Source organism: Streptomyces sp. NPDC048514, from assembly GCF_043199955.1.
Lineage (GTDB): Bacteria > Actinomycetota > Actinomycetes > Streptomycetales > Streptomycetaceae > Streptomyces.
The window spans coordinates 608,034-621,625 of the sequence record NZ_JBICWT010000002.1 but is presented as its reverse complement, the minus strand read 5'-3'; the positions used below and the strand labels follow the sequence as shown (position 1 = coordinate 621,625).

General features: G+C 72.3%; 10 protein-coding genes, 1 tRNA gene and 1 pseudogene. 4 read left to right on the top strand and 8 right to left on the bottom strand.

Going from position 1 to position 13,592, the window contains the following annotated elements:
- Positions 1-175: 175 nt before the first annotated feature.
- The 3 genes from ACGFT2_RS05590 to ACGFT2_RS05580 form a co-directional block, all read right to left on the bottom strand.
- A complete protein-coding gene (locus ACGFT2_RS05590; protein ID WP_393273747.1) occupies positions 176-1,012 on the bottom strand; it encodes an aldo/keto reductase in 837 nt (278 codons plus the stop codon).
- Positions 1,013-1,247: 235 nt separating this feature from the next.
- Complete coding sequence (locus ACGFT2_RS05585) at positions 1,248-3,074, bottom strand: AMP-dependent synthetase/ligase (RefSeq protein ID WP_393273745.1); 1,827 nt, start codon at positions 3,072-3,074, stop codon at positions 1,248-1,250.
- A 270-nt stretch (positions 3,075-3,344) separates the two neighbouring features.
- Positions 3,345-4,214, bottom strand: coding sequence for a LysR substrate-binding domain-containing protein (locus ACGFT2_RS05580; RefSeq protein ID WP_393273743.1), 870 nt, complete (start codon positions 4,212-4,214; stop codon positions 3,345-3,347).
- Between the two features lie 163 nt (positions 4,215-4,377).
- Between ACGFT2_RS05580 and ACGFT2_RS05575 the strand changes: the two genes are divergently transcribed.
- Positions 4,378-5,421 carry a bile acid:sodium symporter family protein gene (locus ACGFT2_RS05575; RefSeq protein ID WP_393273741.1) on the top strand — a complete coding sequence of 348 codons (1,044 nt, stop codon included), beginning with the start codon at positions 4,378-4,380 and terminating at the stop codon, positions 5,419-5,421.
- Here the strand turns inward: ACGFT2_RS05575 and ACGFT2_RS05570 are convergent.
- Positions 5,371-7,248 (bottom strand): exo-alpha-sialidase, encoded by a 1,878-nt coding sequence (locus ACGFT2_RS05570; RefSeq protein WP_393273739.1) that lies wholly within the window; start codon positions 7,246-7,248, stop codon positions 5,371-5,373. The genes ACGFT2_RS05575 and ACGFT2_RS05570 overlap by 51 nt on opposite strands.
- Before the next feature lie 328 nt (positions 7,249-7,576).
- Positions 7,577-8,494: a zinc-binding alcohol dehydrogenase family protein gene (locus tag ACGFT2_RS05565; protein ID WP_393273737.1), complete on the bottom strand. Its 918-nt coding sequence runs from the start codon at positions 8,492-8,494 to the stop codon at positions 7,577-7,579.
- Between the two features lie 125 nt (positions 8,495-8,619).
- Here ACGFT2_RS05565 and ACGFT2_RS05560 point away from each other — a divergent pair, with 125 nt between their 5' ends.
- On the top strand, positions 8,620-9,057 hold the full coding sequence (locus ACGFT2_RS05560) for a MarR family winged helix-turn-helix transcriptional regulator (RefSeq protein ID WP_393273736.1): 438 nt from the start codon (positions 8,620-8,622) through the stop codon (positions 9,055-9,057).
- Between the two features lie 167 nt (positions 9,058-9,224).
- On the opposite strand, the gene fdhD is transcribed toward ACGFT2_RS05560, so the two are convergent.
- Positions 9,225-10,073 carry a formate dehydrogenase accessory sulfurtransferase FdhD gene (gene fdhD / locus ACGFT2_RS05555; RefSeq protein WP_393273734.1) on the bottom strand — a complete coding sequence of 283 codons (849 nt, stop codon included), beginning with the start codon at positions 10,071-10,073 and terminating at the stop codon, positions 9,225-9,227.
- 7 nt (positions 10,074-10,080) lie between these two features.
- Positions 10,081-10,230, bottom strand: a pseudogene (locus ACGFT2_RS05550) (Fe-S-binding domain-containing protein); the annotation flags it as partial.
- Positions 10,231-10,560: 330 nt separating this feature from the next.
- Between ACGFT2_RS05550 and ACGFT2_RS05545 the strand changes: the two are divergent.
- On the top strand, positions 10,561-11,508 hold the full coding sequence (locus ACGFT2_RS05545) for a beta-ketoacyl-ACP synthase III (RefSeq protein WP_393273733.1): 948 nt from the start codon (positions 10,561-10,563) through the stop codon (positions 11,506-11,508).
- A 608-nt stretch (positions 11,509-12,116) separates the two neighbouring features.
- Positions 12,117-12,204, top strand: a tRNA-Leu gene (locus ACGFT2_RS05540).
- A gap of 227 nt (positions 12,205-12,431) precedes the next feature.
- Here the strand turns inward: ACGFT2_RS05540 and ACGFT2_RS05535 are convergent.
- Positions 12,432-13,337, bottom strand: a complete 906-nt coding sequence (locus ACGFT2_RS05535) for a restriction endonuclease (RefSeq protein ID WP_393273732.1) — start codon at positions 13,335-13,337, stop codon at positions 12,432-12,434.
- Positions 13,338-13,592 lie beyond the last annotated feature (255 nt).

The following is a 13,592-nucleotide window of genomic DNA, read 5'->3' as shown; positions in this document are numbered from 1 at the left end:
GCAGCCGGAGGGGCGCCGTCCCACGCCGGGCCGATGCCGTGGACGGGCGTGATCCCGCGCCGGGGCGATGCCGGTCGGCGGGCGTGATCCCGCCACCGTCCGATGCCTGCGGGGCGGGCGGGGCGGGTGACGGCGGATGCCGTGTGACGGGCCTCGGTCCCGGTCGGGGGCGCCGTCAGGCCATGTCGAACGTGGCCGGGTCGGGGCCCAGGCGCCGGTCCTCGTTGAGCGCGCTGATCGCCGCGAGGTCCTCGTCGTCCAGGCTGAAGTCGACGACCGCGATGTTCTCCTTGATCCGCGACGGCGTCACGGACTTCGGGATCACGATGTTGCCGAGCTGCACGTGCCAGCGCAGTACGACCTGGGCCGGGGTGCGGTCGTGCTTCTGCGCGATCGCCACGATCGCCGGCACCTCCAGCAGGCCCTTGCCCTGACCGAGCGGCGACCAGGCCTCCGTGGCGATGCCCTGCTTCGCGTGGAACTCGCGGGCGGCGTGCTGCTGCAGATGCGGGTGCAGCTCGATCTGGTTGACCGCCGGGACGACGGAGGTCTCGGAGATCAGCCGCTCGAGGTGCTCGGGGAGGAAGTTGGACACACCGATGGCGCGGACGCGGCCGTCGGCGTGCAGCTTCTCGAACGCCCTGTAGGTGTCGGTGGAGGTGCCCCGGGACGGCAGCGGCCAGTGGATCAGGTACAGGTCGAGGTAGTCCAGACCCAGCTTCTCCAGCGACGCGTCGAAGGCGCGCAGCGTGGAGTCGTACCCCTGGTCGCTGTTCCAGAGCTTGGTGGTGACGAAGATGTCCTCGCGGGGCAGTCCGGAGGCGGCGATGGCCTTGCCGGTGCCCTCTTCGTTGCCGTAGATCGCCGCTGTGTCGATGCTGCGGTATCCGGCCTCCAGCGCCGTGGCGACGGCCTGCTCGGCCTCGTCGTCCGGCACCTGCCATACGCCGAAGCCCAGCTGGGGCATCTCGACGCCGTTGTTGAGGATGATCGGAGAGACCTTGCTGCTCACGAGCTCTTTGATCCTTCGGTTGTGGACAGGTGGTACGCCTATCGTCAACGATCACGCGCCGCGATGCATTCCTGGCGGCGAGATCGGCCGTGACCACCCGGCCTGGCGGCGGGTCACTGATACCGACCGACCGGTTTGAAGGCGGGATCGGTCGCCGCCGACCGGCCGGTTCGGCGAGGGGCGGGCGTCGCCGACCGACCTGCCGGTCGCCGCGACCGGAGCCGGCCGACGGGCCTCAGCTGCGGTAGAGGGCGTCGACCTCGTTGGCGTACGCCTTCTCGATCGCCTTCCGCTTCAGCTTCAGCGACGGCGTCAGCAGCCCGTGCTCCTCGGTGAACGGCTGTGCCAGGATGCGGAAGGTGCGGATGGACTCGGCCTGCGAGACGAGCGTGTTGGCGGCGACCACCGCACGCCGCACCTCGGTCTCCAGGTCCGCGTCGCGCACCAGCTGGACCGCGGGCATCCCCGGCTTCCCGCGCATCTGCAGCCAGTGCTCGACCGCCTCCTGGTCGAGGGTGATCAGGGCGGCGATGTAGGGGCGGTCGTTGCCGACGACGATGCACTGGTTGACCAGCGGATGGTCGCGGACCCGCTCCTCCAGCACCCCCGGGGAGACGCTCTTGCCCCCCGAGGTCACGAGGATCTCCTTCTTGCGGCCGGTGATGGTCAGGTAGCCGTCCTCGTCCAGCGAGCCGAGGTCGCCGGTGGCCAGCCAGCCGTCGTGCAGCGTCGCGTCGGTGGCCTTCTGGTTGTTCAGATAGCCCTGGAAGACGTTGCCGCCGCGCAGCCAGATCTCCCCGTCGTCCGCGATGTGCACGGTCATCCCCGGGATGGCCTGGCCGACCGTGCCGTAACGGGTGCGCTCGGGAGGGTTGGCGGTGGCCGCGGCCGTCGACTCGGTCAGGCCGTAACCCTCGTAGATCTGCACGCCCGCGCCCGCGAAGAAGAGCCCCAGCCGGCGGTCCATCGCGGAACCGCCGGACATCGCGTTCCGGATACGGCCGCCCATCGCCGCCCGCACCTTGGAGTACACGAGCTTCTCGAAGAGCTGGTGCTGCATGCGCAGCCCCGCCGACGGGCCGGGCCCGATGCCCCACGCCTTCGCCTCCACGGCCTCGGCGTACTTCACGGCGATGTCGACCGCCTTCGCGAACGGCCCGTCCTTGCCCTCCTTCTCCGCCTTCCGGCGGGCCGAGTTGAACACCTTCTCGAAGATGTACGGCACGGCGAGGATGAACGTCGGCCGGAACGCGGCCAGGTCGGGCAGCAGGGCGGCGGCGTGCAGCTGGGGCTGGTGCCCGAAGCGGACCCGGCCGCGGATCGCGGCGACCTCCACCATCCGCCCGAAGACGTGCGCCAGCGGCAGGAAGAGCAGGGTGGACGCCGCGTCGTCCTTCTTGGTGTGGAACACCGGCTGCCACCGCTGGATCATCGTGTCCGCCTCGAACATGAAGTTCGCGTGCGACAGGACGCAGCCCTTGGGCCGGCCGGTGGTGCCTGAGGTGTAGATGATCGTGGCGACCGAGTCCGGGGTGACCGCCTGCCGGTGCCGGTGCACCAGCTCGTCGTCCAGCGGCGCCCCGGCGTCGTACAGCTCCTGCACGCAGCCCGCGTCCAGCTGCCACAGCTGGCGCAGCTGCGGCAGCCGGTCGATGACCGTGGCGATGGTCATCGCATGGTCCTCGTGCTCCACGACGGCCGCCGCGACCTCGGCGTCGTACAGCATCCAGAAGCACTGCTCGGCCGAGGACGTGGGGTAGACGGGCACCACCTGGGCGCCGATGGTCCACAGGGCGTAGTCGAACAGGGTCCACTCGTAGCGTGTGCGGGACATGATGGCGACGCGGTCGCCGAAGCGGATGCCGCGCGCGAGGAGCCCCTTCGCGAGGGCGAGCACCTCGTCGCGGAACTCCGCGGAGGTCACGTCCCGCCACTGCCCGCCGGCGTCCTTGCGGCCGAGGGCGACGTGCAGCGGGTCGTCGAGGGCATACTCGAAGACGACGTCGGCCAGGCCGCCCACCGGCGGCGACGACGCCAACGGCGGGTTGGTGAACTCGCGCAAACCTCGCTCCCCGATCCTCGCTGCTTGGTCTCACGTCCCCGATGCTCGGCACAGCGCGGTGAAAGCTACCCCACGGTTCCGCCCCGCGGGAGGGGGTCGGAAACCGAGCAAACCTCACGTTTTACCTACATGGTGGCCAGAAAATGCCCCCACATGGGGAAGGGCCGGACACAATACTGACGGGTCAGTAAGTTTCGGGACCGTAATCTCCACCGAATCTGTACGTGCCCGGCACGTTGTCGGCCCCGCCGCCGCGTGCCGCCTCCCCGCTCAGCCGCTGTGGTGGCGCAGGTGGTCGCCGCCCGTCAGGATCGCCGCGGCCAGGGCGTTCGCCGCGCTCTCCGCCGCCGCCCGGCGTGGGCCGTGGACGAGGACGAAGTCGATCCTGCCCAGTTCGGGCAGGCCGGCCCGGTCGGGCAGCCGGAACAGGCCGGGCGGGATCAGCCGGCGGGAGTGCGCCATCACGCCGAGGCCGGCGCGGGCCGCCGCGATCAGCCCGTTGAGGCTGCCGCTGGTGCACGTGATCCGCCACTCGCGGCCCTGCCGTTCCAGCACCTCCAGGGCGCGGGCCCGGGTGATGCCCGGCGGCGGATACACGATCAGGGGTACGGGCCGGTCGGCCTCCAGGCGGAGCCGTTCGGCGCCGATCCACACCAGATCGTCGCGCCAGACCAGCTCACCGCGGGGATCCTCCGGACGCCGCTTGGCCAGCACCAGGTCGAGCTTCCCGGCGGCCAGCTGTTCGTGCAGGGTCCCGGACAGCTCCACGGTCAGCTCCAGGTCGACCTCCGGATGGTCGTGGCGGAAACCCTCCAGAATCTCCGGCAGCCGGGTGAGGACGAAGTCCTCCGAGGCGCCGAACCGCAACCGGCCGCGCACCCGCGTGCCGGTGAAGAACGCGGACGCCTGCTCGTGCACCTCCAGGATGCGGCGGGCGAAACCCAGCATCGCCTCCCCGTCGTCGGTCAGCTCCACCGAGTGGGTGTCACGGGAGAACAACTGCCGCCCGGCCGCCTCCTCCAGCCGCCGCACATGCTGGCTGGCCGTCGACTGGCGCAGCCCCAGCCGCCGCGCGGCCTGCGTGAAGCTGAGCGTCTGGGCCACCGCCAGGAACGTCCGCAGATGCGTCGGGTCGTACACGGCCGCAAGCCTACCCCGGTCATCGCGGATCGTGATGACAGTCAGAGCAGTGTGCGGGATTCCCGATCGGCGGCCGGCGTAGGACGATGGACAGGGGCGCTGCGGCCCACGCGCTGTACGGCGTTCCCCGACACGTACAGACCCGCACAGCAAACGGAGCACCGTGAAACGCCTGCGTTGGCCGAAGTGGATGCCGATCGACCCGTACATCGTGCTGCTGCTCGCCACGGTGGGCCTGGCAACACTCCTCCCGGCCCGGGGCGCCGCCGCCGATGTGGCCTCCGGCGCCTCCACGGCGGCCATCGCCTTCCTGTTCTTCCTCTACGGCGCCCGGCTGTCCACCCGGGAGGCGGTGGACGGGCTCAAACACTGGCGGCTCCACCTCACGGTGCTGATCTGCACGTTCGTCCTCTTCCCGGTGTTCGGGCTCGCCCTGCGCGGTGTGGTGCCGGTCCTGCTGACCGAGCCCCTCTACCAGGGCCTGCTGTTCCTCACCCTGGTGCCGTCCACGATCCAGTCGTCCATCGCGTTCACGTCGATCGCCCGGGGGAACGTGCCGGCCGCGATCTGCGCCGGCTCCTTCTCCTCCCTCGCCGGCATCGTCCTCACCCCGCTGCTCGCGGCGGCCCTGCTCGGCAACGGCGGGGCCGGGTTCTCCACCGACGCGCTGGTGAAGATCGTGCTGCAGCTGCTGGTGCCGTTCCTCGCCGGGCAGCTGCTGCGGCGCTGGATCGGCGCGTTCATCACCCGGCACAAGAAGGTCCTCGGGCTGGTCGACCGCGGCTCGATCCTGCTCGTCGTCTACACCGCCTTCAGCGAGGGCATGGCCCAGGGCATCTGGCACCAGGTCAGCCCCGTCCGGCTGGCCGGGCTGCTCGCCGTCGAGGCGGTACTGCTGGCCGTGATGCTCGCGCTGACCTGGTACGGCGGCAAGGCGCTCGGCTTCGGCCGGGAGGACCGGATCGCCGTCCAGTTCGCCGGGTCGAAGAAGTCCCTCGCCTCGGGGCTGCCGATGGCGAGCGTCCTGTTCGCCTCCCACGCCTCCCTGGCCGTGCTGCCGCTGATGCTCTTCCACCAGATGCAGCTGATGGTGTGCGCCGTCATCGCCAAGCGCCGGGCCCGCGATCCGGAGCGGTCCCCGGACCCGGCGGGGGAGTCAGCCCCGCACGCGGTCCAGGGGCAGCCACAGGACCGTGTCCTTCGGTGACCGCAGCACCCTCGGGTCCGCCAGCTCCGCGTCGCTGAGCGCCCGTCCCCACACGTGGACCTCGTCGATCGCACCGGTGAAGAAGGCGCGGCCGTCCATGCGCTGGCCGATGTGGACGCCGAAGGGGGAGTTGCGGCTGACGGAACCCGGCACGTCGGCGACGGAGGACCCGGTGCCGTCGACGGACAACGACAGCCGGCCTCCGCCACGCCGGAGCACCACGTGGTGCCAGCGCCCGTCGTTGTGGGCGCCGTCCGAGCGCACGTACGCGCTCCTGGGCGCCGCCCCCTTGTCCCGGACGGTGATCAGCCCCTGGATCCGGTCGTCGGCGGGCTCGCCGCGCACCCACACCTGCGGCTGAGTCGTGCCGATCCCGCCCATCCAGAGCAGCGGCTGCTCCCCGCTCGGCGCCGCGTACCGGAACCAGAGGGACGCGGTGAAGTCGTGCGCGCCGAGCGGCAGCCCGGCCCGGTACGGCAGCCGTACGGCGTCGTCGGCGCCGTCGAACCCGAGCGCGCCCCCGAAGACGCCGTCCGTCTCCCCGGCGCCGCCGAGCACCGTGGCCCGGCGGGCGCCCGGGGTCAGGTCGGCGGTGACCGGATCGGGGCCCCTGCGAGGGGCGAGCCAGTCCTCGGTGAATCGGGCGAAGCGGATCTCGTCGCGGGCGTCCACCGCACCGCCCTCGTACATCAGCCCCACCGTGCCGTGGCCGATGCGGACCAGGTCGGAGTAGCCGGACCAGTCGGTGGTGACGACGGTGCCGCGGTCCACGGTGTCCCAGGTGCGGCCGCCGTCGTAGGAGGACCGGATCATCATCGTGCGCCGCCGGTCGGGGTCCGCGGGACAGGCCAGCAGGAGGCGGCCGCCCAGCCGCAGCAGCGCGCCCTGCACCTGCGGGGCGTAGAGGGCGGGCTGGTCCTGGAACGCGGTGGTGAAGCTGCCGCCGCCGTCACGGCTGACGGCCTGGGTGCGGTGGCCGAGGTCGGTGCCGTCCTGCTCCCGGCCGCTGACCAGGATCGAGCCGTCGGCGCGCTCGGCGAGGGTCAGTTCGGACGGCTTCTGCCGGAAGGTGCCGTCGGCGGCGATGGGCCAGGTGCCGGTGGCGCCGATCCGCCAGTGCGCCCCGTGGTCGTCGCTGACGACGAGCGCCGCGTGGTTGGCCGTGACCCGGCTGCCGTTCCAGGTCTCGGTGTTGACCCCGAACACCAGCCGCCCGGCGTGCCGGCCGCCGGTGAGCTGGATGCCGTGCACGGGTCCGGTGGCGTACCAGGAGTTCCAGTCGGCGGGCAGGATCTCGGGGCTCAGATCGCGCGGCCGGGACCAGGTCGCACCGTCGTCGTCGCTGTACTGCAGGTGCGGGCTGCGGTCGCACGGGACCGCACAACTGGCGCTGTCCGTCCGCCCCGTGTTGTAGGTCTCCGCCAGCCAGATCCGTCCGGTGGTGCGGTCCACGATCGGTGCCGGATTGCCATGGGTGTCGCCGGCGCCCTCGTTGACCACGTGCAACGGACCCCAGGTGCGGCCGTTGTCGGTGGAGCGCCTGAGCACGATGTCGATGTCGGCCGCGTCCCCGCAGTTGAGCACCCGGCCCTCGGCGAAGGCCAGCAGGCTGCCGTCGGTGGCCCGGACGATCGCCGGGATGCGGAAGCAGGCGTAGCCGGGGTCCCGGGGCGCCTTGAAGAGGACCTGCTGCTCGAACCGCCCGGTTGTGACGGCCGTTCGGGCCTCGGCATGAGGGGCGGGGGTGAAGGACGCCAGCAGGGCGGTGACCGTGAGGGTGGTGGTGGTCAGTGCGGATCCGAGACGGGTACGAAGACCTGACGGCACGGGGCGGTACCTGCCCTTCCTCGGGCCGGACATCTGGACATCCGGACATCCTACGTCCAACGTGCGCTGTATCGACGGTAGTTGGGGCGCGGGCGGCTCACAAGTGTCCTGCAGTCGTGACACGAACCGCCGGTCGTGCGAACCGAGTTCACCGGGCGGCGCCCCGGCGGGGCGGGGTATCTCCGGGCCGATCGGCGGAGTTCGGGATCGGCGTCCTGGGGCCGGCCTCGCGTGGCCGGACGGGAAGCCGGCCGTCGGCCTGTTCCACTCGGCCGCAGGGGTCGCGAGTCGGCACCCCGCCCGTCCGCGGCAGCCGGAAGCAGGGCACTCACGGGCGTACGACGACCTTGCCGAGATTGGACCGGTTCTCGATCACCGCGTGCGCCTTCGCCGCGTCCTCCAGGGCGAACTCCCCGTGCACAGCGGGCCGTACGGCGCCTTCGGTGAACAGCCGCCACAGCTCCCGCCGCCACTGTTCGTACAGTTCCGGCCGGCCGCGGGCGATCAGGGCCATCTGGAAGCCGATCACCGACTTGGCGCCCACCAGGAGGTCGTACGCCTGCACCGTGCCGCCTCCCGAGCTGTAGGCGACCAGGCGGCCGTACGGGGCGAGGGCGGCGAGCGCGGGCCCGAGCAGGTCACCGCCGACGGCGTCGAGCACGCAGTCGACGGGCTCCCCCCAGCCGGCGTCGCCGTAGCGGACACAGTCGTCCGCGCCGAGCGACCGGACGAAGTCCGCCTTCCCCGGGCCGGACACCGCCCCCACCACCCGGCCCGCACCCCGCGCCCGCGCCAGCTGCACCGCGAGGTGCCCGACACCGCTCGCGGCCGCCGTGACCAGGACCGCCTCGCCGGGCTCGGGCCGGGCCGCCGCCAGCGCGCCGAACGCCACCAGCCCGCTGCGCACCAGCGCCACGGCGTCCACGGCGGACGCGCACTCGGGTATCGGGGAGGCCATGGCCTCCTGCAGCGTGGCGAAGTCGGCGTATCCGTGTCCGAAGCACAGCCCGGTCACCCGGTCGCCGGTGCGCAGGCGGGTCACGCCCGCTCCGGCCGCGACCACCTCACCGGCGATCTCGCCGCTCAGCCGGATCGGCTCGGCGGCCTCGGCGACCTTGCGGACGACCGGCAGGGTGACCCCGACCGCCTCGACGCGCACGAGCACCTCGCCGGGACCGGGTTCGGGGACAGGGGCTTCCTCCAGGAACAGCGGACCACCGGTGGACTCGTATCGGACGCGACGCATGACACCCCTCCGTGCCGGGACACCGGCGACCAGGTCGTTGGGAACACCCATGAATTTCGTTGGAAGCCCCAACGATAGGGAAGGTTCGTTGGGAAGTCCAATGATTCCCGGGCTACAGTGCCGCCATGGCCGAAGCACCCCTGCCCGCGATCCGTTCCCTCCCCAGCTGGCTCCTGGGCCGGGCCGCCGCGCGGGGCCGCTCGCTGGTCGCCGACGCCCTCGCGGCCGAGGGCGTCAAGATGTGGCACCACGTGGTCCTCTCCGCGGTCCGCGACCTCGCCCCCGTCGCCCAGGCCGATCTCGGCCGCAGCGTGGGCCTGGACCCCAAGGACGTCGTCGGCGTCCTGAACGACCTGCAGTCCGCGGGCCTCGTGGTCCGCGCCCCCGATCCCCGGGACCGCCGCAAGAACGCGGTGTCCCTCACCGGCGAGGGCGCCCGCCTCCTCACCCGCTGCGAGCAGGCGGCCCGCGACGCCAACGACGAACTGCTCGCCCCGCTGACGCCCGGCGAACGCGAGCGGTTCATGGGCCTGTTGACCCGGATCTCGGGCACCGACGGCTGACGAGGGCCGGCGAGGGCCGACGTTCCGTCACGAGCGCAGCCCGCGTACGCGACCCGTGGAGGGCCGAGGCCGTCCCGGCCCGGCCGGAGGCGGAGCTGCGGCGGGGCCCCGGGGCGAAGGGGGCGCTCCCGCCGGCGGGGCCCCGCCGCCGGGCCGCGGGAAACCGGTCAGCCCTGGGCGGACGCCTCCCGCAGGGCGATCCGCTCCTCGCCCGCGTACACGTTCATGGAGCTGCCGCGCAGGAAGCCCACCAGGGTCAGGCCCGCCTCCGCCGCCAGGTCGACGGCCAGCGACGACGGCGCCGACACCGCCGCCAGTACCGGGATGCCCGCCATCACCGCCTTCTGCGCCAGCTCGAACGAGGCCCGGCCCGAGACGAGAAGGATCGTCCGGGACAACGGCAGGTCGCCGTTCTGCAGCGCCCGCCCGACCAGCTTGTCGACCGCGTTGTGCCGGCCGACGTCCTCCTTTATGTCCAGCAGCTCGCCGCCCTCGGTGAACAGAGCCGCGGCGTGCAGGCCGCCGGTCCGGTCGAACACCCGCTGGGCCGCCCGCAGCCGCTCGGGCAGGGCCGCCAGCAGCTCGGGGGTGACCCGGACCGCCGGTGTGCCGGCGATCGGCCAACGGGTGGTCGTGCGGACGGCGTCCAGGCTGGCCTTGCCGCACAACCCGCAGGAGGAGGACGTGTACACGTTCCGCTCCAGGGTGAAGTCCGGCAGATCCAGGCCGGGCGCGCTCCGCACGTCGACCACGTTGTAGGTGTTCGTACCGTCCGCTGTCGCCCCCGCGCAGTAGACGATGTTCTGCAGGTCGGCGGCGGTGGCCAGGACGCCTTCGCTCACCAGGAATCCGGCCGCCAGCGCGAAGTCGTCGCCCGGTGTGCGCATGGTGATCGCGAGCGGCTTGCCGTTCAGCCTGATCTCCAGGGGCTCCTCGGCGACGAGCGTGTCCGGCCGGGTGGAGACCGCCCCGTCCCGGATCCGGAGGACCTTGCGGCGTTCCGTGACTCGTCCCATGGTCTGATCAGCCCCGGTTCTGTACGTGCTGGTAGCCGAAACGGCCCTTGATGCAGAGGTCGCCGAGGGTCACCGGATCGCCGTGCGGCGAGGTGACCTCGACCATCTCATTGTCCTGCACATGGAGCGTGGGCGTGCGGCTCACCCCGCAGTACGCGTCTGCCGGGGCTCCTCCCAGGGCGCGCACCTTCCCGAATTCCGGCTCCCGTCCTACCGCGCCGATGCCAGCGACACCGGTCCGCCTGATCGCCGGGGCCTGATCGTCCCGGCCTGGCTGTGGGTGGGCGCACCCCCCGGCTACGGGGTGCACGGGCTCGTACAGAGGGCGGCACAACTGTTCACCGGATGAGTGCCCGGGCGTCCGGGGGCCTAGGCGAAGCCGACAACTCGGGCGCCCGTTTCCTGTGGCTTCACCTGTCCTCGTACCCGCGAGTCACTGATCAGACTGGGGGACCCGCCACCCACGGCAACGAGGGGAACCCACGACATGAACGGCTCGCGCATCGCCGCCGTCGGCCATTACCAGCCCGCCAGGGTGCTCACCAACGACGAACTGGCCCGCATGGTCGACACCAGTGACGAGTGGATCCGCAGCCGGGTGGGCATCCGGACCCGGCACATCGCGGGCCCGGACGAACCGGTCGACGAACTCGCGGCACACGCCGCCGCCAAGGCCCTCGCCGCCGCCGGCCTCACGCCGGGCGACGTCGACCTGGTCGTCGTCGCCACCTCGACCGCGATCGACCGGTCCCCGAACACGGCCGCCCGGGTGGCCGCCCGCCTCGGCATCCCGCAGCCGGCCGCCATGGACGTCAACGTCGTCTGCGCCGGCTTCACCCACGCCCTCGCCACCGCCGACCACGCCGTCCGGGCGGGCGCGGCGACCCGGGCGCTGGTCATCGGCGCGGACAAGATGTCCGAGATCACCGACTGGGACGACCGCACCACCTGCGTCCTGGTCGGCGACGGGGCGGGAGCCGCCGTGGTCGAGGCCTGCGCGCCGGGGCAGGAGCCCGGGATCGGGCCGGTGCTGTGGGGATCGGTGCCGGAGATGGGGAACGCCGTGCGCATCGAGGGCACCCCGCCCCGGTTCGCCCAGGAGGGGCAGAGCGTCTACCGCTGGGCCACCACCCAGCTGCCGCCCATCGCCCGGCGCGCCTGCCAGAAGGCCGGTATCGACCCCGCCGACCTCGCCGCGGTCGTCCTGCACCAGGCCAACCTGCGCATCATCGAGCCGCTCGCCGAGAAGATCGGTGCGGTCGACGCGGTGATCGCCCGCGATGTCACCGAGTCCGGCAACACCTCAGCGGCCAGCATCCCGCTCGCGCTGTCGAAGCTGATCGAGCGGGGTGAGGTCCGCAGCGGGGACCCGGCCCTGCTGTTCGGCTTCGGCGGCAACCTGTCGTACGCGGGCCAGGTCGTGCGGTGCCCGTGAACCCGTCCGCGGGGGCGCGCGGCAACCGGTCCGCGGGGGCGCGCGGCGCCTCGTGACGCGCCACTCGTCTGATGCGGGAGCACACCGAGCGCACCCGGCGCTCGTACCACGACCGAACCGCGAGCCGAGGCGCCACCCGTCAGCGGGTGCCGACGCCCGACGCCCTCCGGGGATCCGCGAGCGGACGAGCGGATCACCGGAGAGGGGCCCCGGCCGGGCGGCCGGCGCAGGAGTGCGGGTCGCCAGCGGGCCGGGCGCCGGCGCGCAGGCGGTGGGGGAGGGTCAGCGGGCGGGGCGCCGGTGCGCGGGTGGTGGGGGAGTGTGGGGGGTCAGCGGGCCGGGCGCCGGCGGCTGCCCGGAAGCTTCCCGGAGTACCGGCCCATGCCGTGACCTCCATGGCCCTTCGGCGCGCTCGGCGCGGTCGACATCGCCTGGAGACTTACACACCGTAGGCGCCGTCTTGCCGACCGTAGACAGTAGGCGATCTCGCTGCCGAGCTGCCCGGATCGCGTCCCGGCGGACGGATACGCAGGTGAAACGCACTCCGAAACCTTGGTATTGTTGTCTCGTCGCCGCGGGGAAGCCCCCGGTCAGGCGGCAGGCACCTGGTCCGGGTGGCGGAATGGCAGACGCGCTAGCTTGAGGTGCTAGTGCCCTTTATTGGGCGTGGGGGTTCAAGTCCCCCCTCGGACACCAGTGAGAACCCCATGGCAGCGGCCATGGGGTTCTTTCGTGGGGCCGAGCTGGGAGGCCAGCAGGCGCGTGCGCCGCAGTCACTCCAGGCCATCGCCGGGCTGCCGGTGCCCAGCGCTCCGCTCCGTCGCGTGAACGCGGCGCTGGGCGAGCGCGGGTCCGACGGGGCACCCGTGCCGCCGACCCCGTGCACCCGGTCGCCCGAGCGATGCCGATGGCCGGGCCGGTGGTCAGGAGACGATGTCCGCACGTTCCCAGGGGCTGGGGCCCGCGCCGTCACACCACGCCTGCAACTCCTCGCCGTTCACGCACAGGATGCCGGACTGCTGTGCGTAGTCGAGAGCGGGCGCGGTGAAATCGCTCGTCGTGACCAGCACGGCGACGTCGGCCTCGTGGACGGTGAAACAGGTGCCGCCGAAGCGCTGCATGTCCTGCGAGCCGACCTTGTTCTCTTCGGCGTAGCGCTTGCACTGGATGACCATGCGCCGCCCGTCCGGGGTGACCGCGGTGACATCCGCCCCCAAGTCACCGGCCCCGCCCACCACTTCCACGTCCCGGCAGTCGCCACGGACACACAGATCCGCCACGGCCCGCTCGAAGCCGTCGGGATCGAGTTCACCGTACTCGGCGGCGGTGTGCTCGTAAGCGTCCGGGGCGAGTTCGGTGTACTCGGCCGTGGCGTGCTCGTATGCGTCCGGGGCGAGTTCGGTGTACTCGGCCGTGGCCCGCTCGAAGCCGTCCGGGTCGAGTGCGGTGTGCTCCGGCACCCGGTCGAAAGCCGCAGTTCGTCCGACGTCGCTCGGGCCCGGCGGGACGGTGAGCTCCTGTGTCGCCGCGCGGAGGCTGTCGGAGGCCTTCTCCGCCGCCTCCTCCAGCGCCAGGGCGGCTCGGCGTGCGCACCGCGCGGCGGAGAAGCGGTGCCACCTCGACCGGAGCACCACGGCGGTCGCGATGCCGAGCACCATCAGCACCCCGGCCCACACCGGACGGCGTTCGACGACGCCGGCCGCCGTCCGCGCCAGAAACACGAGGACGCACAGGGCGATCGCGAGCAGGAGGAAGAAGAAGGAGGTGGCGAGCAGATCGAAGCGCCGGTCACGCCGCAGACGTCGAACGGGGCGTATGGGTATGGTCACGCTGACTTCCTTCGGGACGGCGACAAGATCACGTGTCTACAGGTGCCCAAGATCGCCGACTGTTGTCGCAGCCGGCGCATGCTTCCTCGCCGGTGCCGGACACGCCGCTTCACCCGGGTGCTCCGCTGCCGGGGCCACCGTCCGTTCCGAAGGTCGCAACCGGCGCCGCGGGAAAACGGGTGGGCGCCGCCCGATCCCTCTTCCTAGACTCACTCGTGCAATCGCGCGCCGCTTCGATACCACCGCGGCGCGCCT

What these genes read in the sequence shown, in the direction of transcription:
- ACGFT2_RS05565 (WP_393273737.1), bottom strand. Translation starts at nt 8,494, where the DNA reads ATGCGTCGCGTCCGATACGAGTCCACCGGTGGTCCGCTGTTCCTGGAG.
- ACGFT2_RS05560 (WP_393273736.1), top strand. Translation starts at nt 8,620, where the DNA reads ATGGCCGAAGCACCCCTGCCCGCGATCCGTTCCCTCCCCAGCTGGCTC.
- fdhD (WP_393273734.1), bottom strand. Translation starts at nt 10,073, where the DNA reads ATGGGACGAGTCACGGAACGCCGCAAGGTCCTCCGGATCCGGGACGGG.
- ACGFT2_RS05545 (WP_393273733.1), top strand. Translation starts at nt 10,561, where the DNA reads ATGAACGGCTCGCGCATCGCCGCCGTCGGCCATTACCAGCCCGCCAGG.